The 21,909-nt window shown below is 75.3% G+C and carries 21 protein-coding genes; 9 read left to right on the top strand and 12 right to left on the bottom strand.

The genetic code is table 11. The features are described 5' to 3' along the window. Window positions 1-16 precede the first annotated feature (16 nt). Complete coding sequence (locus ACNJ93_RS26760; RefSeq protein ID WP_418960005.1) at window positions 17-631, bottom strand: CGNR zinc finger domain-containing protein; 615 nt, start codon at window positions 629-631, stop codon at window positions 17-19. A 112-nt stretch (window positions 632-743) separates the two neighbouring features. Between ACNJ93_RS26760 and ACNJ93_RS26755 the strand changes: the two genes are divergently transcribed. Together ACNJ93_RS26755 and ACNJ93_RS26750 are read left to right on the top strand one after the other, a co-directional pair. Continuing rightward, window positions 744-1,484, top strand: a complete 741-nt coding sequence (locus tag ACNJ93_RS26755) for a metallophosphoesterase (protein WP_418960004.1) — start codon at window positions 744-746, stop codon at window positions 1,482-1,484. An 89-nt stretch (window positions 1,485-1,573) separates the two neighbouring features. Continuing rightward, the gene (locus tag ACNJ93_RS26750) at window positions 1,574-2,767 is read left to right on the top strand and encodes a low temperature requirement protein A (protein WP_418960003.1); all 1,194 of its coding nucleotides are present in this window, start codon (window positions 1,574-1,576) and stop codon (window positions 2,765-2,767) included. Between the two features lie 156 nt (window positions 2,768-2,923). On the opposite strand, the gene ACNJ93_RS26745 is transcribed toward ACNJ93_RS26750, so the two are convergent. The 4 genes from ACNJ93_RS26745 to ACNJ93_RS26730 all read right to left on the bottom strand — a co-directional run bounded on the left by ACNJ93_RS26745 (window position 2,924) and on the right by ACNJ93_RS26730 (window position 7,312). Then, window positions 2,924-4,360 carry an amino acid permease gene (locus ACNJ93_RS26745; RefSeq protein ID WP_418960002.1) on the bottom strand — a complete coding sequence of 479 codons (1,437 nt, stop codon included), beginning with the start codon at window positions 4,358-4,360 and terminating at the stop codon, window positions 2,924-2,926. Window positions 4,361-4,426: 66 nt separating this feature from the next. Further along, window positions 4,427-6,598: a phage holin family protein gene (locus ACNJ93_RS26740; protein WP_418961536.1), complete on the bottom strand. Its 2,172-nt coding sequence runs from the start codon at window positions 6,596-6,598 to the stop codon at window positions 4,427-4,429. Window positions 6,599-6,685: 87 nt separating this feature from the next. Beyond that, window positions 6,686-7,090 (bottom strand): hypothetical protein, encoded by a 405-nt coding sequence (locus ACNJ93_RS26735; RefSeq protein ID WP_418960001.1) that lies wholly within the window; start codon window positions 7,088-7,090, stop codon window positions 6,686-6,688. Between the two features lie 93 nt (window positions 7,091-7,183). Next, window positions 7,184-7,312, bottom strand: a complete 129-nt coding sequence (locus ACNJ93_RS26730) for a hypothetical protein (RefSeq protein ID WP_418960000.1) — start codon at window positions 7,310-7,312, stop codon at window positions 7,184-7,186. A 161-nt stretch (window positions 7,313-7,473) separates the two neighbouring features. On the opposite strand from ACNJ93_RS26730, the gene ACNJ93_RS26725 reads away from it, so the two are divergent. Continuing rightward, window positions 7,474-8,241, top strand: coding sequence for an MBL fold metallo-hydrolase (locus tag ACNJ93_RS26725; RefSeq protein ID WP_418959999.1), 768 nt, complete (start codon window positions 7,474-7,476; stop codon window positions 8,239-8,241). Beyond that, window positions 8,238-8,903, top strand: a complete 666-nt coding sequence (locus ACNJ93_RS26720) for a DedA family protein (RefSeq protein WP_418959998.1) — start codon at window positions 8,238-8,240, stop codon at window positions 8,901-8,903. The genes ACNJ93_RS26725 and ACNJ93_RS26720 overlap by 4 nt, the downstream gene beginning before the upstream one ends. Here ACNJ93_RS26720 and ACNJ93_RS26715 read toward each other — a convergent pair. The 3 genes from ACNJ93_RS26715 to ACNJ93_RS26705 all read right to left on the bottom strand — a co-directional run bounded on the left by ACNJ93_RS26715 (window position 8,883) and on the right by ACNJ93_RS26705 (window position 13,318). Continuing rightward, window positions 8,883-10,031 carry an MBL fold metallo-hydrolase gene (locus tag ACNJ93_RS26715; protein WP_418959997.1) on the bottom strand — a complete coding sequence of 383 codons (1,149 nt, stop codon included), beginning with the start codon at window positions 10,029-10,031 and terminating at the stop codon, window positions 8,883-8,885. The two genes, ACNJ93_RS26720 and ACNJ93_RS26715, sit on opposite strands and share 21 nt — an antisense overlap. 69 nt (window positions 10,032-10,100) lie before the next feature. Then, window positions 10,101-11,336 carry an aminotransferase class I/II-fold pyridoxal phosphate-dependent enzyme gene (locus ACNJ93_RS26710; RefSeq protein ID WP_418959996.1) on the bottom strand — a complete coding sequence of 412 codons (1,236 nt, stop codon included), beginning with the start codon at window positions 11,334-11,336 and terminating at the stop codon, window positions 10,101-10,103. Window positions 11,337-11,455: 119 nt separating this feature from the next. Next, window positions 11,456-13,318, bottom strand: a complete 1,863-nt coding sequence (locus ACNJ93_RS26705; RefSeq protein WP_418959995.1) for a transketolase — start codon at window positions 13,316-13,318, stop codon at window positions 11,456-11,458. A gap of 165 nt (window positions 13,319-13,483) precedes the next feature. Between ACNJ93_RS26705 and ACNJ93_RS26700 the strand changes: the two genes are divergently transcribed. From ACNJ93_RS26700 to ACNJ93_RS26690, 3 genes are all read left to right on the top strand, one after another. Continuing rightward, window positions 13,484-14,329, top strand: a complete 846-nt coding sequence (locus ACNJ93_RS26700) for a methyltransferase domain-containing protein (RefSeq protein ID WP_418959994.1) — start codon at window positions 13,484-13,486, stop codon at window positions 14,327-14,329. Between the two features lie 10 nt (window positions 14,330-14,339). Continuing rightward, window positions 14,340-14,693 (top strand): VOC family protein, encoded by a 354-nt coding sequence (locus ACNJ93_RS26695; protein WP_418959993.1) that lies wholly within the window; start codon window positions 14,340-14,342, stop codon window positions 14,691-14,693. A 115-nt stretch (window positions 14,694-14,808) separates the two neighbouring features. Then, window positions 14,809-15,141: a DUF6204 family protein gene (locus ACNJ93_RS26690; protein ID WP_418959992.1), complete on the top strand. Its 333-nt coding sequence runs from the start codon at window positions 14,809-14,811 to the stop codon at window positions 15,139-15,141. On the opposite strand, the gene ACNJ93_RS26685 is transcribed toward ACNJ93_RS26690, so the two are convergent. The 3 genes from ACNJ93_RS26685 to ACNJ93_RS26675 all read right to left on the bottom strand — a co-directional run bounded on the left by ACNJ93_RS26685 (window position 15,142) and on the right by ACNJ93_RS26675 (window position 17,668). Next, window positions 15,142-15,705 carry a GNAT family N-acetyltransferase gene (locus tag ACNJ93_RS26685; protein ID WP_418959991.1) on the bottom strand — a complete coding sequence of 188 codons (564 nt, stop codon included), beginning with the start codon at window positions 15,703-15,705 and terminating at the stop codon, window positions 15,142-15,144. A gap of 30 nt (window positions 15,706-15,735) precedes the next feature. Beyond that, on the bottom strand, window positions 15,736-16,131 hold the full coding sequence (locus tag ACNJ93_RS26680; RefSeq protein WP_418959990.1) for a hypothetical protein: 396 nt from the start codon (window positions 16,129-16,131) through the stop codon (window positions 15,736-15,738). A 109-nt stretch (window positions 16,132-16,240) separates the two neighbouring features. Continuing rightward, entirely contained in the window at window positions 16,241-17,668 is a 1,428-nt protein-coding gene (locus ACNJ93_RS26675) for an MFS transporter (RefSeq protein WP_418959989.1), read from the bottom strand. Between the two features lie 213 nt (window positions 17,669-17,881). On the opposite strand from ACNJ93_RS26675, the gene ACNJ93_RS26670 reads away from it, so the two are divergent. Together ACNJ93_RS26670 and ACNJ93_RS26665 are read left to right on the top strand one after the other, a co-directional pair. Next, the gene (locus ACNJ93_RS26670) at window positions 17,882-18,658 is read left to right on the top strand and encodes a GntR family transcriptional regulator (protein WP_418959988.1); all 777 of its coding nucleotides are present in this window, start codon (window positions 17,882-17,884) and stop codon (window positions 18,656-18,658) included. 234 nt (window positions 18,659-18,892) lie between these two features. Further along, the gene (locus ACNJ93_RS26665; RefSeq protein WP_418959987.1) at window positions 18,893-19,993 is read left to right on the top strand and encodes an adenosine deaminase; all 1,101 of its coding nucleotides are present in this window, start codon (window positions 18,893-18,895) and stop codon (window positions 19,991-19,993) included. A 58-nt stretch (window positions 19,994-20,051) separates the two neighbouring features. On the opposite strand, the gene ACNJ93_RS26660 is transcribed toward ACNJ93_RS26665, so the two are convergent. Next, the gene (locus ACNJ93_RS26660; RefSeq protein WP_418959986.1) at window positions 20,052-21,773 is read right to left on the bottom strand and encodes a PP2C family protein-serine/threonine phosphatase; all 1,722 of its coding nucleotides are present in this window, start codon (window positions 21,771-21,773) and stop codon (window positions 20,052-20,054) included. Window positions 21,774-21,909: the final 136 nt, after the last annotated feature.

Here is a 21,909-nt window from a genome sequence, read left to right as displayed (position 1 = left end):
TGCACCGCGGGCGAGGTCACACCGCCGGCTGTCCGTCACCCGCCTTGTGATGGCGCTGGTAGTGGCGGGCGGATCGGGCTCGGTTGGCGCAGGAGGGTTTGCACCATTCTTGGCGGCCGTGGTTCTTGACGAAGTAGCGGACGCAGCGGGGGGCCGTGCAGGAGCGGAGTTGGGCGCGGTGGGGGCCGGTCAGGAAGTCGATGGCGGCCCGGGCCAGGGCGGCGACGAGGCGGACGTGGGGATCGTTCTGCGTCGAGAGCAGTCGGGGTGCGGGGGCTTCGTCGGCGGGCCAGTCCAGTTGGGGGGCGACCGGTTCGCGGGCGGCGGTCGCGTTGAGGTGGGCCAGGGCCCGGTCCGCGGCCATCAGGCGGTGTGCGTCGGCCGGGCTCGGGGGTGCGGGGCTGACCGCGCGGGCGAACAGGGCGCGGACCGCCTGCCGGAGTTCGATCAGGTCGAGTCTGAGGTTCTCGTCCGCGGCCGGTTCTCCGGCGGGGACCAGGCCGGTCAGCAGGTCCTGCTGCGCTCGGATCCAGTGCGTCGTGCCGGGGACCGTGGCGAGGTCGTCGGCGACGCCGCCGTCTCCGTCGTGGCGGATCGTGCTCGCCAGTTCCAGGGCCAGCCAGCGCTCCACGGGACATCCCCTTCTCTTCCGGTGCCGGTCGTCCACCACTTGATCACATCCCCTGGCGCATTCTAAGGTTCCTAACGGTAAATGCTTCATTTTCCGTTAGAGGGGGCCTGGAATGGCACTGCTCGCGCAGATCAGCGACCTGCACCTGGACGGCAGCGAGAGGGCGACCCGGCGCGCCACCCGCGTCATGGATCATCTGCGCGCCCTGCCCCGCCCCGTGGACGCGCTCCTGGTCACCGGGGACATCGCGGACCACGGTGAGGAGGCCGAGTACGAGGAGGCGGCGCGGATCCTGGCCGCCGACTTTCCGGTGCTCACCTGCCCCGGCAACCACGACGTGCGCACCGCCTACCGCAAGGCCCTGCTCGGAGAGGCGCCCGGCGACGGGCCCGTCAACCGGGTCCATCACATCGCCGGGACCGCCGTCCTGATGTGCGACTCCACCATCCCGGGCCGCGACGAGGGGCGCCTCGACGCCGAGACGCTCGCCTGGATCGACGCCACCCTCACCGCCCTGCCGCAGGACACCCCGGCTCTCATCGCCTTCCACCAGCCGCCGGTCCGGCTCCACCACCCGCTTCCCGACGCCGGCATGCTCGAAGGGCCCGGCGCGCTGGCCGAGTTGCTCGACAGGCACCCGCGGGTCGCCGCCGTGCTCACCGGCCACGCCCACACCGCCGCCGCCTCGGTCTTCGCAGGACGCCCGCTGATCGTCGGACCGGCCGTGACCTGGACCCTGCGGATGCCCTGGGAGGGCGACCGGCCCGCGGACCGCGACCAGCCGCCCGGCCTCGCGTTCCATGTCATGGACGGGGAACGGCGGCTGACGACCCATTACCGCGTGGTGGTCTGAACTCCCCCGGCACGAACGGCGCTCGGTATGCTGCCGCGCGAGTCTGACGGAGGGGGCACACCGTGGGGTGGGGCAGGCAGGGGTCGCGGATGGTGGCGACCGCGGACGACCACAAGGTCACGCCCGCGGAGCTGTTCTTCGACCTCGTCTTCGTGTACGCGATCACTCAGGTCACCGCGCTCATGGCGGCCGCGCCCTCGCCGACCCGGGTCGTCGGGGCGATGGTGGTGCTCGCGCTGCTGTGGTGGTGCTGGTGCTGCTTCGCCTGGCTCGGGAACGTCGTACGGGCCGACTCCGGGGCGCTGTTCGGGGTACTGGTCGCCGTGATGGCGGTGGTCTTCATCGTCTCGCTGGCGGTGCCGGGGGTGTTCACGGACGCCCCCGACGGGCTGCCCGCGCCGCTGCTGTTCGTGCTCTGCTACGCCGCCGTGCGGGTGCTGCACCTCGTCTCGTACTGGCTGTCCGCCCCGGACGACCCCGTCCTGCGGGCGACGCTGCGGCGTACGGCGCTGGCCTCGGTGCTGCCGCCGCTGGTGCCGCTGCTGGCGGGCGCGACGCTGACCGACGGCACCACGCAGCTGCTGCTGTGGCTGCTGGCCGTGGTGATCGACTACGCGGGCATCTACGTGACAGGCTCGTCCGGCTGGCGGGTCAACTCGCCCGGTCACTTCGCCGAACGGCACGGTCTGATCGTGATCATCGCGCTCGGCGAGTCCATCGTGGCGATGGGTGTCGGGGTGTCCGACCGGCCGCTGACGCCGGCCGTCCTCGGCGCGTCCGCCGCCGGGCTGCTGCTCTCGGCGGGGCTGTGGCGGCTGTACTTCCGGCGGCTCGGCGAGGCCGCCGAGCACCGGCTGACCGCGCTGGACGGCGACGACCGCACCCGGTTCGCCCGGGACGTGTACACCTTCCTCCATCTGCCGCTGGTGGCCGGGGTGGTGGTGACCGCGCTCGGCATGAAGAAGGTGCTCCAGCAGGTCTCGGACACCTCCCACTACGGGCTCGCCGAGCCGCTGCACGGGGTGGTGGCCTGGTCGCTGACCGGCGGGGTGGGAGTGTTCCTGCTCGGCGCGGCGGCGATCCTGCACCGCACCACCCGCCGCCCCTCCCCCGCGCTCCTCGCGGGCGGCGCGCTCTGCCTCGTGGCGGGCGCGGCGGTCCCGCTGGTCCCGGCGCTGGCCGCGCTGGCCCTGCTGGCCTGCGCGGTGGCGACGGCGGTGGCCCTGGACGGACGTGCGGCGGCCCGCAGGCCGGCCGCGGTCGCCGAACCCTCCCCCGAGTGACGCCCGTTACGGCCGCCCCGAGGGAGCCCGGCTCGCCGCCCCGAGGGAGCGCCGAGCCCAGGCCGCCCGCCTGAGTAAGCGCCACTCGCCGTGCCAAGGGGGCCCCGCTCACCGCCCCCGCTCACCAGCAGCCGGCCCGCGCCCCCGCCCGCCCCCTCACCCCTCCGTCGCCGCCTTCCGGCGGGCCGAGATCACCGCGTACACCAGCACACCGGCGAAGAGGAACAGCACGCCCTGGTAGACCGCCGCGTACCCGGAGCCCGCGGCCAGCCACATCGAGAAGCCGAAGGCCAGCACGGCCAGGGTCGCGTCGCGGACCAGGCGGCCGCGGTGCACCTCGGCGCCCCGGCCGGAGGCCAGGAAGTGGATCTGGGCGGCCGTGGACAGCAGGTACGGGACGGTCGCGGTGAACGTCGTCACCAGGACGAGGATCTCGAACACCCGCGGGGACCCGGCGGTGTAGTTGTAGACCGTCAGCAGCGAGGCCAGCGTGACCGTGACGGCGACGCCGACCGTCGGGACGCCGCGCCGCTTGCGCAGGAACATCTTCGGGAACAGCCCGTCGCGGGCGGCGGCGTACGGGGTCTGGGCGCTGAGCAGCGTCCAGCCGTTGAGCGCGCCGACCATGGAGACCAGCGCCATGCAGGCCACGGCGGCGCCGCCCCAGGCCCCGCCGAACATGGCGTTGACGGCGTCGGTGAAGGGCGCGTCGGAGTCCACGAGCCGGTCGTGGGCGACCAGGCCGAAGACGGAGACCGTGCCGAGGAGGTAGAGCGCGGCGGCGGCGAGGGTGCCGAGGACGGTGGCCCGGGGGACGTTGCGCCGCGGGTCGCGGACCTCGCCGGCGCTGACCGCGGCGGACTCGACGCCGAGGTAGCTGAAGAGCAGGATCGCGGCGGAGGCGGAGAGCGCGCCGAGCGTGCCCTCGCCGCTCGCCTCGAACGGGCCGAGGTTGGCGGAGTCGAAGAAGAACAGTCCGCCGACGGCCACGAGCAGCAGCGGCACGAACTTCAGCACGGTCGCGACGACCTGCACGGCGCCGACGTAGCGGGTCCCCGCGAAGTTCGCGAGCGCGGGCAGCCACTGCAGGGTGAGGGCGGCGGCGATGGTGGCGGCCTTGGACTCCTGGACGGGGATCAGCACGTCGAGGTAGCCCACCGCGGCGACGGCGAGGGCGGCGTTGGAGACCCACGCGGTGGCCCAGTACGACCAGGCGGACAGGAAGCCCGCGAAGTCGCCGAAGGCCTCCCGGGCGTACACGTACGGGCCGCCGGTGCGCGGGTCGCGCCGGGCGAGCCGGCCGAAGACCAGCGCGAGGGCGAGCGCGCCGAGGGTGAGGACGCCGAAGGCGACCAGGCTGATGGTGCCGTACGGGGCGACGGAGGCGGGCAGCAGGAAGATGCCGCCGCCGATGATGTTGCCCATGACCAGGGCGGTGGCGACGGGGAGCCCGAACCGCCGGGCGTGCGGTTCCGGCGTGCCCGTGGCGGCGTCGTGGGTGCCGGTGGCAGCGGAGGTGTCCGCGGTCGCCCGGGGGGTCTCAGCGCTTCCGGGGTCGCCGGTCTGCTGCTGTGGAGTTGTGGCCGTGCTCATGAGGGGTGGTGCGCCTTCCGTCGTGCAACCCGACCATGCTGGGACAACGCCGAACGCGCGTACAAATCAGCTGTTTTTGTCCGGCCCGGCCGGGGCGTCGGCCGGAAGAAGTTCTTCCACTTCCCCCGCCGGCCGTGAATCCTCCAGCGGCACCTGCGGACCCGAGGCCTCCCGCAGCCAGCCCCGCAGCACCTCGTGGACCTGCTCCGCGCCCGCCAGACCCGGCGGGGGCGCGGACAGGGCGAGCGGGGAGAGCAGAAACGGACGGGACTGCTCGCCGCCCAGCCCGCCGTGGGAGCCGATCTGCGCCTCGAAGGCGTGTACGGTGCCGGCGGTTGGGTCGTACGCCGAGTTGACCATGATGTCCGCGACGTGCGGGAAACCGTCCGTGCGGCGCACCGCGTCCGCCGCGCCCGGCCCGAAGCCCTTCAGCGGCCCCTCGTCGTCCCTCAGCTCCGCGACCGGCGTCTCCTGGCCACCCGGGCCCAGCACCACGGAGCCGTGCTCCTCGCTCGCCACGAGCAGGAAACCGATCCCCGGGTGGTCGGCGAGGGTCCGCAGCAGGGCCGGGTGGCGCAGCTCGATCTGCTCCCGCGTCATCCGGCCCGGCACCTCCGGGAAGGAGACCAGGCCCAGGTTCCCGGAGGCGAGCACCATCGGTTCGGAGGGCCGGCCGCGCAGCTCGCGCGCCGCCTCCGCCTCCTCCTCGCGCCCGTCGACCGGCCGGTGCAGCGCGCTGCGCAGCGCGTCCCGGGCCGCGTCGCGGGCCTCGGCGCCGCCCCCGGACTCCGTCCGGGGATGCCCCCAGGGGGTGCGCCGGACGCGGCGCGGCACCGGCAGCCCGCAGCCGGCCCGGACCAGGTCCTTCAGGGTCAGCCCGTACGCGTCCCGGAAGGTGGGGCCCGGGCTCTGTCCGTGGTCGGACAGGAGCACGATGCGGTACGGCCGGGGCGCGTGCTCGGCGACCCCGGCGATCAGCGCGACGGCCCGGTCGAGGCGGCGCAGCACCTGGTCGGTGTCCCGGCCCTGCGGCCCGGAGTGGTGGGCCACCTCGTCGTACGCGACGAGGTCGGCGTACACGGCGGTGCGGCCGGCCAGCAGGTCGCCCATCACGGCGGCGACCACCACGTCCCGTTCGACGACGGTGGCGAAGGCGCGGACGAACGGGTACAGGCCGCCGCGCCGGACCCGCGGCGTCTGTCCGCGCAGCCGCGCCCGGACCGACTGGGTCACCTCCCGCAGCACCTCGGCCACGAAGGAGCCGGCCGTGCGGACGGCGTTGGCGGGGTCGGAGAAGTAGGCGAAGTAGCCGGAGCGGGAGCGGTTGACCCGGCCGCGCCGGGCCGCCATGGACAGGACGAGGGCGAGCTGGTCGGCTCCGCCGCTGAACAGGTTGCCGCGGGAGGCCCCGTCGAGGGTGAGCAGCCCGCCGTCGCCGGTGCGCTCGATGGCGCGGCGCTGGAGCTCGACGGCGCTCGCGGGGCGGTTGCTGACCATGAGCCGGCCGGTGTCCTTCTCGTACCAGCGGAAGGCGGGCACGTCCTCGTTGGAGCCGTGCAGGATGCCGAGCTGGCTGGCGCCGGTCTGGCTGGACCAGTCGGTGCGCCAGGGGGTGAGCCGGTGGGTGGTGTCGAGCCAGGCGGCGACCGTCGGCATCAGCCCCGCGCGGACGGCGTCGCGCAGGACGCGGTGGCCGACGCCGTCGAGCTGCAGGAAGAGGGTGCCTGGTTCGGGCTCGGGGCCACCGGTGACCCGGCGCGGCCGTCTGCGGTCGGCGAGCCGGTAGAGCCGGCGGCGGTACGCGTCGTCGTCGCGTACGGCGAGCGCGGTGGAGGTGGCCGAGGCGACGGCGGACATCACCGCGGCGACCACGACGGCGGTCTCGGGTTCGGCGGCGCCGCGGCCGTCGGGGATCAGCCAGAGCGCGACGAGCAGCAGCGAGCCGTTGAGGAAGAACACCAACAGGCCGAGGACCAGGGCCGGTACGAGCAGCAGCGCCCGGACGACGACCGGCCAGACCAGCGCCGTGAGCAGACCGAACACGCCCGCGCCGGCGGCCGCCGTGAGGGCGGTGCGGGTGAGGCTGTCGCCCTGGGCGGACTGGAGCCGGAAGTCGGGCAGCAGCCCGGCCAGCGCCAGCATGGTCAGCGTCGAGACCGCCCAGACCACGAGCACCCGCAGCAGGGCGCGCCCCGCACTCCGCCAGCGGCCGGCCGGCCGCCCCCGCACGTTCCCCACGCCCACGCCAGGTTCGCCTTTCGCCCGTTACCTGACTCAAGCGTGGCACAACGCCCGCTCGGGCGAAGTCGGACGAATCGAACGCGGTCAGCAGCCGTCGTAGCCGGCGGTGGGCATCGAGAGCCTGCGGTGCACGTCCGCCTTGCCGGCCGCGTCGTACGAGGGCTCGTCGAGCCCCGCGGTCTCCAGCCGCACCCCGCGCCGCTCGCACTCCGCGAAGAAACCGGAGACCGAGGTCAACGCCCGCGCGAGGACCCGCTCGTTGGGCGCGACGAACAGGTCGACCTCGCCGGACTCGACGTCGGCCCACAGGGCGCAGTGGTCGGGACGGAGTCCGTAGAAGAGCAACTGTCTGGTCACCACGTAGCCCTTGTCGCCGGCCCACCGCGCGCACATCGCGTGCTGGCTGCGCGTGTCCACCAGGAAGGGGTCGCTGTCCAGTTCCTCGAGCGGGGTGAGGCTGGCGATCGCCGCCACCCGAACGTCGTCCATGCGCCGACCCTACTCCGATCCGGGCCCGGCGAGGAGGCGCGCCCGGGGCGTGCGTTCGTGACACGCGTTCACGCGAGGCGTCCCCGGCGTGCGTCACGGCGGGGAGGAGTATCCGCAGGTGTGGCAGATCTTCCAGCCGTCCTGGGTGACGGCCAGCACGCCCCCGCAGCGCGGGCACTGCGCCGAGTGCCGTACGGTCCCGATGCTGCTCGTGGTCCTCACAGCGGCTCCCGTCCCCTTGCTCTGGCGATGGCTACCCGCCGCGCCGCGCGCGGACGCCCCCTGGTGATCGCTTCTCTCCCCCGCCGCCGGCTCCGGACATTTAGGCTCGTACGGGAGACTCGGGTCGGCGGGGTCCGGTTCCGGACGAAGGGCGGGCGACGGTGGAGATCACCTGGTGGGGTCATGCGACCTGCACGGTGGAGGACTCCGGGGTCCGGTTCCTGACCGATCCGCTGTTCGCCCGGCGGCTCGCCCATCTGCGCCGGCGGCGCGGCGCGCTCCCGCCGCCGGAGGCCGCGGCCGCCGAGGCGGTCCTGGTGTCGCACCTGCACGCCGACCATCTGCACCTGCCCTCGCTGGCGCGGCTCATGCCCGGTACCCGGGTGGTGCTGCCGCGCGGCGCGGCCCGCTCCGTGCCCGCGCTGCGGAGGCTGACCGGACTGCGGCTGACCGAGGTGGGGCCGGGCGACGAACTGCGGGTGGCGGGCGTGACCGTGCGGGCGGTGCCGGCGCTGCACGACGGGCGGCGGCTGCCGGTGGGCCCGCACCGCTCGCCCGCGCTCGGGTACGTGGTGGAGGGCGAGGCGCGCACGTACTTCGCCGGGGACACCGGTCTGTTCGACGCGATGGCGGAGGCGGTGGGGCCGGTGGACGTGGCGCTGCTGCCGGTGGGCGGCTGGGGCCCGTACCTCGGGCACGGGCACCTCGACGCGGGACGGGCGGCGCGGGCGCTGGCCGCGCTGTCGCCGGCGGCCGCGGTGCCGGTGCACTACGGCACGTACTGGCCGATCGGGATGGACGCGGTGCGGCCGCACGAGTTCCACGCGCCGGGCGACGAGTTCGTCCGCCACGCGGCGCGGCTGGCGCCGAAGGTGGCGGTGCACCTGCTGGGGCACGGGGAGCGGGTCCGGCCGGAGGTCGCCCGGTGATCGAGGGGCTCGCGCGGGCGGCGGGCGAGCTGCCGCCGGAGTCGACGCAGCAGGCGGTCGGCTATCCCTCGCTGTTCCTGCTGGTGGCCCTGGGGGCGCTGGTGCCGGTGATTCCCACAGGGGCGATCGTGAGCTCGGCGGCGGTGGTCGCCTTCCACCAGACCTCGCCGCTGTCGCTGCTGTTCGTGTTCCTGGTGGCGGCGGGCGCGGCGCTGCTCGGGGACATGGTCCTGTACTCGCTCGGCCGGCGCGGGGTGCGCTCGCGCAACGGCTCGCGGTGGCTGGCGGCGCTGCGGGCGCGGGCCGCGCCGGAGCGGCTGGCGCACGCGCAGGCGCGGCTCGAGACCCACCGGGTCTCGGTGCTCGTGCTGTCCCGGCTGGTGCCGGCGGGCCGGATCCCGGTGATGCTGGCGTGCCTGCTGGCCGGGATGCCGCTGCGGCGGTTCGTGCGGGGCGATCTGCCGGCGTGCCTGGCGTGGGCGGCGACGTACCAGCTGATCGGGATCCTCGGCGGCTCGCTGTTCGACGAGCCGTGGCAGGGCGTGGTGGCGGCCGTCGTGCTGGCGATGCTGGTCAGCGGGGTTCCCGCGCTGTGGCGGCGGCTGCGGCCGCGCCGGGCGCGGTCGGTGCCGGGGTCCGGTTCAGGGGGCGAGCACGCGTGAGCCGCCGACGGGCAGGTCCCACAGGCGGTCGGGGGCGAGACCGGCGGCGGTCCAGGCGGCGCGGAGCCGGGTGAGGGGTTCGAGGACGGGTTCGGCGGAGAGTACGAAGGTCGCCCAGTGCATCGGGGCCATGCGGCGGGCCCCGAGGTCCTGGAAGGCGCGGACCGCCTCCTCGGGGTCGGTGTGGACGTCGCGGAGCCACCAGCGCGGGGCGTACGCGCCGATCGGCAGCAGCGTGAGGTCGATGCCGGGGTGCCGGCGGCCGATCTCGGCGAACCAGTGGCCGTAGCCGGTGTCGCCGGCGAAGTAGACGCTGTGGGCGTGCGGGTCGGTGAGCACCCAGCCGCCCCACAGCGAGCGGCAGGTGTCCCACAGGGTCCGCTTCGACCAGTGGTGGGCGGGGACGAACGTGAAGCGCACGCCGCCGAGTTCGGCGGCCTCCCACCAGTCGAGCTCGGTGACCGTGGTGAAGCGGCGGCGGTGGAACCAGCGGGCGAGCCCGGCCGGGACGAAGACCGGGGTGTGCCGGGGCAGCCGCGCCAGGGTGGGGGCGTCGAGGTGGTCGAAGTGGTTGTGGCTGATGACGACCGCGTCGACCGGCGGCAGGTCCTCCCAGCGCACGCCGACGGGCGTGAGTCTGGCGGGCGTGCCGAGGATGCGGCGGGACCAGACCGGGTCGGTGAGCACGGTCAGGCCGCCGATCCGGAGCACCCAGCTGGCGTGCCCGGCCCAGGTGACGGCGACGGTGCCGGGGCCGGCGGCGGGCAGCGGGCCGGGGGCGAACGGCAGCCGCGGGACGTCGCGCAGGCCCTCGGGACCGGGCCGGACGGCGCCCTCCCGCGCGAACCGCGCCAGGGCCCGTACGCCGGGCAGCGGAGCGGTGAGCCGGTCGGCGAACGACCGCGGCCAGTCGGCCCGCGTCCGCCCCAGGGGCTGCAGCACGACGGGCGCCGCCGCGGCGGACAGGGGCGCGGCGGGCGGGGGCGTGCCCTCCGGCGGCGCCGGGGGCATCCGCTCCGGGCCGGCGTGGGCGGGGGCGGCCGACGCCGGGGCGGGGGCGGCCGATGCGGTGAGGGGGTGGCGGTCCGCCTGCGGCGGGTGCGGCGTCCGTTCCGTCTGTTCCGTCATCTGCGGTCTCCGTTTCGACGCTTCGACTGGTGGCGGGTCGTCCTGTCGGCTGCCGGCGGGCCCCCGGGGTCACCGGAGTTCTTCGAGTACGGCTCCGAACGCGCGCAACGCGTCGGCGACATGGGGCAGTTCGAGCGGCTCGGCCGCGCGCAGGGCCTCGGCCCGCTCCTCGTCGTCCGCGCCGAGCAGCGGCCCGGTGTCGAACCGGACGCGCAGCGCGCCCAGTTCGTCGCCGAAGCGGTGGCCGCCGGGCACGAGGAAGCCGAGCCGCTCGCTCAGGTGGACCTCCAGTTCCATGGAGTCGTTGACGCCGCGGGCCGCGAGTCCGGCCCGGAGCGGGCCGAGGTCGGCGTAGAGGTGGCGGCCGGCCTGCGGGGGGCGGGCGATGGCGCCGGCGGCGAGGACGGCGCGGTGGACGGCCGAGGCGACGCGGGCGTGCAGCGCGGCGCCGGCCGCCGCGTGGGCGGAGACGTCGGCGGGCTCGTCGAGGGCGTGCGCGGCGGCGTGCGCGACGGGCGCGGCGAGGTGCGCGCCCAGGGCGGTGAGCACGTCGAGGGCGCGGCCCCGGCGGGCCGGGCTGTCGGACGGGAGTCCGGGCTTGGGGGAGGGCGGGAAGCGGGCGACGGCGCACGGCCAGGCGGCGGGGGCGAGCGCGCCGGACAGGTCGCTGAGGACGGTGACGTCCTCGGGGCACATCTCGGCGGGGCTGAGCAGCACCGTGTCGCGCGGCCGGTGGAGGGTGTCGCGCCAGGTCTCGTCGCTGACGACGTGCAGGCCCTCCGCCACGGCGGCCTCGCAGGCCTCACGGACCAGTTCGGGCGGGGCGACGGTGGCCGTCGGGTCGTCGGCGACGGACAGCAGCAGGACGGCGGGCCGGCCGCCCTCGGCGCGGACCCGGCGGACGGTCTCCAGGAGCGCGTACGGGTCGGGCACGCCGCCGCACTCGGCGGGGGTGGGCACGTGGTACGCGGGCCGGCCGAGGAGCCGGGTGTGCGGCGTCCACCAGGCGGGGCACGGCCGGGGCATCAGGACGTCGCCCTCGTGCGCGGCGAGCAGGGCGTACAGCAGGGGTGCCGCGCCGGGCGCGGCGAGCACGTCCTCGGCGTGCGTGTGCAGCCCGCGCCGCCACCAGTAGCCGCAGGCCGCTTCGCGCAGGACCGGCCCGCCGCCGGGCGGCTCGGCCGGCGCCCGTCCGGCGGCGGCCGCGAGCACGGCGGCGAGCGAGGCGGGCACGGGCAGGCCGGACTCCGGGGCGAGCGGGCCGTAGCGCACCGGTCCGCGCCCTTCCGACGCCGCCTGACGCATGGCGTGACCTCCCGAGCGACGCTGCGTGACGTGGTCCCACGCCCCTTTATACGGAGGTATGGCCCGTTTCGCCGCCGGAGAGGGCGCAGGGGCCGGCTGTTTCCGGCGGCCGGGCCGGTTCATGCCGTGACGAGGCGCCCCAGCATCGTCCGCACGGCCGCGGTGATGCCCGCGGCGTCGATGCCCGCGGCGTGGAGCTGCTCCTCCGGGCTCGCCGAGCCGGGCATGTCGTACACGGCCAGACGGCACAGGCGCGGCGGGGGCCGGTCGACGGCGGCCAGGGCCTCCGCGACGGCGTCGCCGAGGCCGCCCTCGGGCCGGTGGTCCTCGACGGTGATCAGGCAGCCGGTGCGGTCGGCGGCCTCCGCGAGGGTCTCCGCGTCCACCGGCTTGACCGAGTACAGGTCGATCACCCGGACGGAGACGCCGCCGCGGGCCAGTTCGTCGGCGGCGCGCAGCGCCTCGGGGACGGTGACGCCGGCCGCGACGACGGTCGCGCGGTCGTCCGCGCTCGCCCGCAGCACCTTGCTCCCGCCGATCGGGAAGTCCTCGTCGGGCCCGTACAGGACGGGGGTCTTGCCGCGGGTCGTCCGCAGGTAGCGGACGCCCGCCAGGTCGGCCATGGCGGCGGTGAGCCGGGCGGTCTGGTGGGCGTCGCAGGGGTACAGGACGGTGCTGCCGTGCACCGCCCGGAACATGGCCAGGTCCTCCAGGCCCATCTGCGACGGCCCGTCCTGCCCGATGGCGACGCCCGCGTGCGAGCCGACCAGGTTGATGCCGGCCCGGCTGACCGCCGCCATCCGGACGAAGTCGTACGCGCGGGTCAGGAAGGCGCCGAAGGTCGCCGCGTACGGGACGTAGCCGCGCACGGCGAGCCCGACCGCGGCCGCGACCAGCTGCTGTTCCGCGATCCAGCACTCGAAGTACCGCTCGGGGTGCTCCTTCGCGAACAGGTCGGCCCGCGTCGAGTCGCCCACCTCGCCGTCGAGGGCGACGACGTCCTCGCGCACCGCGCCCAGGGCGGCCAGCGCCTTCCCGAACGCGTCGCGGGTGGCGACCTCGTCCCCGGTGCGGTAGCGCGGCAGCTCCGGCTCCGCGGAGCGGGCCGGGGCCGCGGAGGGGGCGGGGGTGGCCGGCGGACCGGCGACGGGGATGGTGACGTCGGGGCGGCCGCCGAGCTCGGCGACGGCGGCCGCCGCGTCCGGCAGCGGCTTGCCGTGCTTGCCGTCGCGGTCCTCGACCTCGGCGACGCCGCGCCCCTTGCGGGTGGCCGCGAGGATCGCGGTGGGCGCCCCGGTGGTGGCGCGGGCCTCGGTCAGGGCCTCGTCCACGGCGGCCACGTCGTGCCCGTCGATCTCGCGGGTGTGCCAGCCGAAGGCCTTCAGCCGCCGGGCGTAGGCGCCGAGGTCGTGCTCCAGGCGAGTGGGGCCGCGCTGCCCGAGGCGGTTCACGTCGACGATCAGGGTCAGGTTGTCCAGGCCCCGGTACGCGGCGTGCTCGACGGCCTCCCAGACGGAGCCCTCCGCCATCTCGCCGTCGCCGGACAGCACCCACACCCGGTAGGGCGCCCGGTCGAGGAACTTGCCGGCCAGCGCCATGCCGACGCCGACGGGCAGGCCCTGCCCGAGGGAGCCGGTGGCCACGTCGACCCAGGGCAGCCGGGGCGTGGGGTGGCCCTCGAAGACGCTGCCCCGCGAGCGGAAGGACAGCAGCTGCTCGTCGTCGATCACGCCGGCCGCCCGGTACATCGCGTAGAGCAGCGGCGAGGCGTGTCCCTTGGAGAGGACCAGCCGGTCGTTGCCGGGATGGCCGGGGCGTTCGAAGTCGTAGCGCAGATGCCGGGCGAGCAGGACCGCGCCGAGCTCCGCGGCCGACATCGAGGACGTGGGATGGCCGGAGCCGGCGGCGTCGGCGGCGCGCACGGCGTCGACGCGCAGCTGACGGGCCAGTGCGGCCATCGTCTCGTGGTTCTCGTGCGGCATGACGCTCCTCCTCGGGTCGCCGGGGTCGAGTGCCCGGAAACCCGTGCGGCAAACAGGAATTGTCCACATCCCAAGACACCCATCTCATCATCCGGCCGATCGGCGCTACGGTGATCACGGCGCTCCACCGGGCGCCGTCCGGCCCCACCGAGAGGACGCACCACCATGACGCAGGCCTCCCCGGCGAAGGACACCGCCGTCTACACCCACGGACACCACGAGTCGGTGCTGCGCTCGCACACCTGGCGCACCGCAGCCAACTCGGCCGCCTACCTGCTGCCCGAACTGAAGCCGGGCCTGGACGTCCTGGACGTCGGCTGCGGCCCCGGTACGATCACCGCCGACCTGGCCGCGCTGGTCGCCCCGGGCCGGGTGACCGCCGTGGACTCCGCGCCGGACGTCCTGGCGAAGGCCCGCGAGGTCGTCGCCGAACGCGGCCTGGACAACGTGGAGTTCGCGGTCGCGGACGTGCACGCCCTGGACTTCCCCGACGACTCGTTCGACGTGGTCCACGCCCACCAGGTGCTCCAGCATGTGGGCGACCCGGTGCGGGCGCTGCGCGAGATGCGCCGGGTCTGCCGGCCCGGCGGCGTGGTCGCGGCCCGGGACAGCGACTACGGGGCGTTCGCCTGGTACCCCGAACTGCCCGTCCTGGCCGACTGGTCGGCGCTGTACCACGCGGTCGCCCGGCACAACGGCGGCGAACCCGATGCCGGCCGGCGGCTGTACGCCTGGGCCCGGGAGGCCGGTTTCACCGACATCACGACCACGGCCGCGGCCTGGTGCTTCGCCACCGCGGACGAACGGGCCTGGTGGAGCGGCCTGTGGGCGGACCGCACGGTGGCCTCGGGGTACGCGGACCTGGCGGTGGCCGGAGGCCATGCCACGCCGGAGCTGCTGGAGCGGCTGGCGGAGGGCTGGCGGGAGTGGGGCCGGCGGGAGGACGCCTGGTTCATGGTTCCGCACGGCGAGATCCTGTGCCGGGTGTCGCCGTCCGCGACCGCCAACTAGGCTCGTCCGTATGGAGATTCTGGGCACCACACTGCGCATCTGTGTCGACGACCTCGAACCGGCCGTCAGCTTCTACGAACGGCTCACCGGCACCTCCGCGCTGCGCTTCGAGCGCGGCGGCGTGTCGGTCGCGGCCGTGGGCTGCTTCCTGCTGATGAGCGGTCCGGAGTCGGAGCTGGAGGTGCTGCGGAAGGTGACCGCCACGATCTCGGTGGAGGACGTGGACAAGGCGCACGCCACGCTGACCGAGGTGGGCGCCCGGATCGTGGCCGGTCCGGTGCCGACCCCGGTGGGCCGCAACCTGATCGCGGTCCACCCGGACGGCGCGGTCTTCGAGTACGTGGACCGGCGCACGGTCGCCTGACGGGGCTCCGGCCCGACACCACCGGCCGCCCGGCGCCGCGGAAAATGCGGTGCCGGGCGCCCGTCGCCTTCGTAGGGTGGGGTCTTTCGTGCCGGACGACGTGAGGACGCAGGCGATGAGCACGCAGCACACCTACCGGGTGATCGTGCGCGGCAGGTGGGACGCCCTGTCGGAGGAGAGCCGGGCCCGGCTGCTGGCCGAGGCGGACGACCACGGGCTGGCGGCGATGCGCTTCACGGAGGAGGGCACGCTCGCCTACGACCGCGCCCTGCGGCACTTCTCGTACCGCGTCGTGGTCCGTTCGGACGCGGAGGACGGCGAGGAGATGGCCGCGGCGCTCGCCGAGGACCGCGTCGAGTCCGCCCTGAAGGCCCTCGGCCACGGCTACCGCGAGCTGAGGTCGACGGTGACCGACCTCGACACGATGAAGATCAACCGCAAGCGCTGATCAGCGCGGTGCGGCGGGGACGGTCATCTCCGAGGTGAGCGCCCAGCGTTCGTGGTCGCGCCAGGCCCCGTCGACGAACAGCATCGCGGGCGAGTAGCCCTCGAGCCGGAAGCCGGTGCGCATGACGAGGGCGCGGGAAGCGGCGTTGCCCGGCTGGATGTTGGCCTCCAGCCGGTGCAGTCCGAGCGCGCCGAAGGCGTGCCCGACGACGAGGCGGAGTCCTTCGCCGAGCAGGCCGCGGCCGGCGGCGTGGGCGAAGGCGCCGTAGCCGAGCGCGCCGCTGAGGAAGGCCCCGTGGACGATGTTGTTGATGTTCACGAAGCCGGCGATCCGCCCGTCGGCGGCGCGGTCGCAGACGAGGAACCCGAGCCGGGCCGGGTCCTCCTCCAGGGTGCGCCGGTACGTCGCGTACGCCTCGGCGGTCTGCGGCGGGAACAGCCAGGGCCGGTGCAGGGCGCGGCTGTCGCGCGCGGCGGCGGTGAACTCCTCGGCGTCGTCGGCCGCGTAGGGGCGCAGCGCGACGCGCTCCCCCACGACGGCGTACTTCTGGTGATCATGGGACATGGGACCAGGTTACGGCCGGGGGCGGTGCGGTCAGCGGCGGGATTCCCGGACGCGCGCGGGGCACCGCTCGGTCTTCCTGACGACGCCGAGGGTGAGGCTGCGGCCCGCGCCCGCGGGCGCGCCGGGTGCGGGGTACTGGGTGCAGACGGTCCAGCGCGGGGGCCACAGGACGCGGCGGTCGCCGCCGCTCGCGTCGTGGACGTGGACGCGGGTGCGGTGGTCCAGGGCGGCGAAGGCACGCAGCAGGCTGCGACCGGTGACGTCCGGTACGGGCCCGGGCGGCGGTCCGGTCTCCGTCTCGTCCTGTGCGGCCGCCTTCTCGGCCGACCCGGCCAGGGCGACCGCGAGGACGACGAGGGCCGCGACGGCGATCCGGCCGGGCGTGAGGCCGCCGCGCCCCGTGCCCGTTGCCTGCCTGGGATCCATGCGCGCCCTCTCGTCCGTTCCGCACCGCCGCCCCCGTGGGACCAGGATGGGGGGATCCGGTCCGCGCGGGGGCGGTGGGAGGGGCCGTACGGGTGAGCGTCCGGCCCGGTCAGTGGTGGACGAGCACCCGCTGCGGTGCGTCGGCCGGGGTGTCGGCGGGGTCGGGCCGCTTGATGAGGAGGGCCGTGACGACGCCGAGGCCGAGGAGCGCCAGGGCCGTGTACATGGCGTTCTGGTAGCCGGCCGTGGTGGGGCCGCCGGCGTCGCTGCCTGCGGTGATCATCGCGGAGGCGAGGGCGATGCCGAGGGACGCGCCGATGCCGAAGCAGGCGCCGTTCAGACCGGAGAGGGAGCCGGGCTTGTCCTTGGGGGCGCTGGTGACGGCGAGGCCGTTGAGGCCAGTGAGCATGAAGCCGCCGTACGTGACGCCGAGCGCGGCGAGAGCGGCGATCAGGACCCACTCGTGGTGCAGGAACACGGTGGCGACGAGGAAGAGCGCGAAGTTGGCGACCGCGCCGGCGACCACGATCCGGCGCCAGCCGAGCTTCGGGCCGAGCCGTCCGGTGAGCGGGGCGGAGACCACGCCGATGAGCTGGATCGGGGTGAGGAAGAGGAGCGCGGCGGTGACCGCCGACAGTCCGAGGCCGACCCGGGCGTCCTGCGAGAACAGCGGGATCGTCAGGGCGACGGCCCCGAAGGCGCCGCCGAGGGTGCAGACCGTGGTGAGCAGCAGCGGCCAGGCGCGGCGGGAGGCGAGCACCGCGATGTCGATGACCGGGTCGGCCGCGCTCTTCTGCGAGACGACGAAGAAGACCAGGGAGGCGAGGCCGCCGAGCAGGAAGCCGAGGGTGAGCGGCGAGGTCCAGCCCCAGGCGGCGCCCTGGGCGAGGCCGACGAGGACGCCGGTGAGGCCGAGGGCGAGGGCGGTGATGCCGCGCGCGTCGAAGCGGCCGCCGGCGGTGGCGGGCTGGGTGTCGGGGACGTGCCTGCGGACGAGGAGCAGGCCCGCGACGGCGATCACGGTGGAGCAGACGAAGATGCCGCGGAAGCCGATGGTGTCGGCGATCTGGCCGCCGGCGACGGCGTCGACGCCCGCCAGGCCGCCGTTGACGGCGGTGATGATCCCCGCGGCCCGGCCGAAGCCGGCCGGCGTGAGGAGCTGGTTCAGGGTGAGGAAGGCGAGGGTGAACATCGCCGCGGAGACGCCCTGGAGGACGCGGCCGGCGATGAAGACCTCGATGTTCGGCGCGAAGACGCAGAGCAGGTTGCCGAGGATCAGCACGGCGGCGCAGAGCAGCATCATCGGCTTGCGGCCGCGCAGGTCGCCGAGCCGGGCGAGGGTGACCTGTCCGATCGCGGCCATCAGGAAGAACAGCGTCTGGGAGAGGCCCGCGGCGGCGGGGCTGGTGTCGAGGCGCTCGATGACGTCCGGCAGGGCGGGGCTCAGCATCGTGGCGTTGATCTGGTAGCCGAGCACGGCCAGGACCAGCGCGAGAAGCATGGGCCCGCGGCCCGCGAGATCGGATCGGGTGGACATGTCGGGGCCCCTTTGCCTCGTCCAGGTCGGTGTCGCAGCGTGCAGTGGCCACTTGTCTGACAAGCAGCGCGAGCACAGCCTCTGTTCTACGCGCGTAACGCGTCAAGCCCCCGCCGATGTGATCTGCGCCCCCGTGGTGCTGCGGCGTCTGCGACCGGTTCCATGGGGTTTCATGGGGGCACGATTTGCCGACAAGTGGGACGAGGAGGGCCGGTGGCAGTCAGCGCAGGAGCGCCAGGGGCCGGCAACGGCACGGTGCAGCGGCGGCCGGTGGTGGTGCTCTACGAGCGGATCGCCGACGCGATCAACGACGGCACGTACCCGCCCGGCTCGACCCTGCCCTCCGAGCCCCGGCTCGCCTCGGAGCTGGGCGTCAGCCGCCCGGCGCTGCGCGAGGCGCTGCTGCTGCTCCAGGAGGACGGGCTGCTCACCGTGCGCCGCGGGGTGGGCCGCACGGTCAACGACCGGCCGCCGCGGCGCGGTTTCGAGCACGTCCAGCCGCTGGAGGAGCTGATCGGCGCCGGCGCGCCGCTGCGGGTCAGGGCCCTGCTGCGGGCGGTCGAGGAGCCGACCGATTTCACCACCCAGCACCTGCTCGCCCCGGCCCGCGCGGAGCTGCGGTTCTGGGAGTCGCTGCTCACCGGCGAGGGGACCGCGGCGGCGCTCAGCCAGGAGTGGGCCGCGGCCGACGACGTCCTGGACCGGACGCACCCGGCCTTCGCGCAGGCACTGCGCGGGACCGCCACCCCGGAGCGGACCTCGATGCTGGCGGTCCTCGTCGGCGCCTCGCGGGACGTACGGCTGAGCGCGCACAGCAGCGTGACGGCGACGCTCCTCGGGCAGCGCCGGGGGGAGCAGCTCGCCCGCCCGGCGGACACGCCGGCGGTGCTGGTCACGCAGGTGGTGCGGGTCGACGAGGTCCCCGTCCTGGCGGCGAAGCACATGCTCCCGACCGGGGCACCGGCCCTGCCGGTCCTGCAGTCCAACTGACGGGGCGGGACGCGGGGCCGTCGTGGGGCGGCCGGGGGCCGGGCGATCGTGCGGCCTGCGGGGCCCGGGTCCCGGGCGGTCCTGCGGTCTGTGAGGCCCGGGCGGTCCTGCGGACCACAGGACGGCGGCGCCCACGGCCACGGCAGCCCTCCCGGGCCGGGCAGATCACGGACTCCGGGCCCCTGTCGTCGCCGTCACAGCAGGGCGCTCCCCCGTGCCGTACACTTCCGCGGCATGCACTTGTCTGACAACTCTGCCGCCCCCTCCGCCGCCCCCGCCCCCGTGGCGGAGTGGATCCGCCGCGCCCCCAAGGCCGTGCTGCACGACCACCTGGACGGCGGTCTGCGCCCCGCCACGATCGTCGAACTGGCCCGCTCCTGCGGCTACACCGGTCTGCCGACCGAGGACCCGGCCGAGCTGGCGGTCTGGTTCCGGGACGCCGCCGACTCCGGTTCGCTGGAGCGGTACCTGGAGACCTTCGCCCACACCTGCGCCGTGATGCAGACCCGCGAGGCGCTGGAGCGGATCGCGGCCGAGTGCGCCGAGGACCTGGCGGCGGACGGCGTCGTCTACGCCGAGATCCGGTACGCCCCGGAGCAGCACCTGGAGGGCGGGCTGAGCCTGGACGAGGTCGTCGAGGCCGTGAACGCCGGCTTCCGCGAGGGCGAGCTCCGCACCGGCGGCCGGATCACCGTCCGCACGCTGCTCACCGGCATGCGCCACACCGACCGCTCCCTGGAGATCGCGCAGCTCACCGTCGCGCACCGGGACAGCGGCGTGGCCGGCTTCGACATCGCCGGCGGCGAGATCGGCAACCCGCCGGCCCGCCACCTCCCCGCCTTCCAGCACCTGAAGCGCGAGAACTGCCACTACACCATCCACGCCGGCGAGGCCGTCGGCGCGGAGTCGGTGCACGAGGCGGTGCAGATCTGCGGCGCCGAGCGCATCGGCCACGGCGTGCGGATCACCGACGACATCGCCGAGGACGGCACGCTCGGCCGCCTGGCCGCGTACGTCCGCGACAACCGGATCGCCCTGGAGGTCTGCCCGACCTCCAACCTCCAGACCGGCGCGGCCAAGGACTACGCCTCGCACCCGATCGACGAGCTGCGCCGGCTCGGCTTCACGATCACGCTCAACACGGACAACCGCCTGGTCTCCGGCACCACCATGAGCGAGGAGTTCCAGCACATGGCGGACGCCTTCGGCTACGGGCCGGAGGTCTTCGAGGAGTTCACGGTCGCCGCGCTGGAGGCCGCCTTCCTGCCGCTGCCGGAGCGCCGCCGGCTGATCGACGAGGTCGTCCGCCCGGGCTACGCGGCGCTCGCCGTCTAGTCGGGGGCCGGGTACGGCGGACCTGGCCGGGGGCGGGGTACGGCGGGCCGTACGCGCGTCAGTCCACGCGGATCGCCAGCATGCAGGTGTCGTCCTCGTGCCCGGTCTGCTCCGGATCGTTCAGGAGCGCGTCGATGAGCTGCTGCGGGGCCAGCCCCGAGGAGCGGGTCATGGCGTGGGCGAGGCGCTCGATGCCCTTGGTCACGTCCTCGCCCCGGCGCTCCACCATGCCGTCGGTGTACAGCAGCAGGACGTCGCCCTCGCGGAGCGGGGTCGCGGTGGTCTCGTACGCGTAGCCCGGCAGGGCGCCGAGCAGCGGTCCGCGCTGCCCCGCGTCCAGGGGCCGCGCGCGGCCGTCGCGCAGCAGCAGGGGCGCGGGGTGGCCGGCGTCGGCCCAGTGCAGGGTGCGGGTCTCGTCGATGTGCCCGGCGACGACGGTGGCGGTCTCGCCGGAGGGGTCGCTGCAGACCAGCTCGTTCAGCCAGGTCGTGATCTCCCCGGCCGAGGCCCCGGTCTGCGCCAGGCCGGCCAGGGCGTGGCGCTGCTGGGCCATCCGGGCCACGGCGTCGAGGCCGTGGCCGGCGGCGTCCCCGATCGCCACCAGGACCCGGCCGTCCGGCAGCAGCCGGCACTTGTACCAGTCGCCGCCGACGGCGGCGTCCGGCTCGGCGGGCCGGTAGGAGGCGGCGACGGTGAGCCCGACGGCCGCCAGGGCCTCCGAGTGGGTGGGGAGCAGGGCCTCCCGCAGCGCGTCCGCGACGCGGCGCTCCGCCTGGGCCTGCCGGCGCAGCCGGTCCGTCTCCCGCTCCGTCTGGGCGAGCCTGCGCCGGCTGCGCATCTGCGGGGTGAGGTCGCGGGCGACTAGGTTGACGGCCCACGGCCGGCCGTCGGTGCCGGCGACGGGGCGGCCGAGGAGGTCCAGGGTCCGCACCTCGCCGAGGACGAGGAACCGGATGCGGGTCCAGGCCGGTTCCTCCCCGGCGAGGACCGAGGTGAGGAACTCGGAGAAGGCCGTGAGGTCGTCGGGCAGCAGCGTGTCGCAGAGCTGTTCGAGCGACCAGGGCATCCCGATCTCGGCGTGGAAGATCCGGCTGAGCCCCTCCGACCAGGTCACCTTCCCCGACAGCAGGTCCCAGGTGCCCCAGCCGAGCGACGCCAGGTACTGGGCGTCGATCGTCAGCAGCTCGGTCTGGCTCCGTACCGGCCGCCAGGTGACGAGCACCTGTTCCTCGCAGAGCGCGGCCGAGTACAGCAGCGGCGCCCGGTGCAGCCGGCCGAGCCGCTGCTCGGTGTAGTCGACGACCCGTCCCTCCAGCGAACCGCCCGTGGTGTACAGCTCGGCGAGGGCCGCGAACAGCCCGCTCTGCGCCGCGCCGGGCCGGGCCTCCAGGAAGCCCTGGCCGACCTGCCGGTCCGGGGCCTCCAGCCACTCGGCGGACCGGACCCGGTTGCCGGCGACGATGCGGAAGTCGCGTACGGCTCCGCTGCCCTCGTCTCGGACGGCCTCCAGGAGCGCGGCGGACGCGGGGACGGCACTCAGGGCCGCGCACAGCCCTTTGACGCCCGGGTCGTGCGTGCTGCACTCGCACGGTGGCGAGGCGCCCCGCGCGCCGGCCGCGGAGGCGGGGGCCAGAGTCTGCACCGGCGCGGTGACCTCCGTGCCCGGCTCCGGGGGCAGCGGCCGCTCGGCCGTCCGGCGCACCGCGCCGCGCAGGGCGGAGATCTCCCGTCCGATCATGGCCTTCAGCTCGTCGACGGTGTCGGGCAGCGGAAAACTCATGAGCGCCTCCCGATCGGGCGGACGTGACCGCGGCGGCCCGGCCGCTGCCGTCGGCCCGGCAGCGGTCGGTGCCCCGCCGCGGGGGCGGGCGGGCGGCCACCGGCTCGCCAAGCCCGCCGCTGCCCACTGCGGCCGG

The organism is Streptomyces tritici (assembly GCF_048500665.1).
GTDB lineage: Bacteria > Actinomycetota > Actinomycetes > Streptomycetales > Streptomycetaceae > Streptomyces > Streptomyces tritici.
Note: the sequence above shows the minus strand (reverse complement) of the source record. Positions and strands in the feature narration are given on the sequence as shown.

Coding starts and splice junctions, on each gene's coding strand:
- ACNJ93_RS26755 (WP_418960004.1), top strand. CDS start 744: ATGGCACTGCTCGCGCAGATCAGCGACCTGCACCTGGACGGCAGCGAG.
- ACNJ93_RS26750 (WP_418960003.1), top strand. CDS start 1,574: ATGGTGGCGACCGCGGACGACCACAAGGTCACGCCCGCGGAGCTGTTC.
- ACNJ93_RS26745 (WP_418960002.1), bottom strand. CDS start 4,360: ATGAGCACGGCCACAACTCCACAGCAGCAGACCGGCGACCCCGGAAGC.
- ACNJ93_RS26735 (WP_418960001.1), bottom strand. CDS start 7,090: ATGGACGACGTTCGGGTGGCGGCGATCGCCAGCCTCACCCCGCTCGAG.
- ACNJ93_RS26715 (WP_418959997.1), bottom strand. CDS start 10,031: ATGACGGAACAGACGGAACGGACGCCGCACCCGCCGCAGGCGGACCGC.
- ACNJ93_RS26710 (WP_418959996.1), bottom strand. CDS start 11,336: ATGCGTCAGGCGGCGTCGGAAGGGCGCGGACCGGTGCGCTACGGCCCG.
- ACNJ93_RS26705 (WP_418959995.1), bottom strand. CDS start 13,318: ATGCCGCACGAGAACCACGAGACGATGGCCGCACTGGCCCGTCAGCTG.
- ACNJ93_RS26700 (WP_418959994.1), top strand. CDS start 13,484: ATGACGCAGGCCTCCCCGGCGAAGGACACCGCCGTCTACACCCACGGA.
- ACNJ93_RS26695 (WP_418959993.1), top strand. CDS start 14,340: ATGGAGATTCTGGGCACCACACTGCGCATCTGTGTCGACGACCTCGAA.
- ACNJ93_RS26690 (WP_418959992.1), top strand. CDS start 14,809: ATGAGCACGCAGCACACCTACCGGGTGATCGTGCGCGGCAGGTGGGAC.
- ACNJ93_RS26685 (WP_418959991.1), bottom strand. CDS start 15,705: ATGTCCCATGATCACCAGAAGTACGCCGTCGTGGGGGAGCGCGTCGCG.
- ACNJ93_RS26680 (WP_418959990.1), bottom strand. CDS start 16,131: ATGGATCCCAGGCAGGCAACGGGCACGGGGCGCGGCGGCCTCACGCCC.
- ACNJ93_RS26675 (WP_418959989.1), bottom strand. CDS start 17,668: ATGTCCACCCGATCCGATCTCGCGGGCCGCGGGCCCATGCTTCTCGCG.
- ACNJ93_RS26665 (WP_418959987.1), top strand. CDS start 18,893: ATGCACTTGTCTGACAACTCTGCCGCCCCCTCCGCCGCCCCCGCCCCC.
- ACNJ93_RS26660 (WP_418959986.1), bottom strand. CDS start 21,773: ATGAGTTTTCCGCTGCCCGACACCGTCGACGAGCTGAAGGCCATGATC.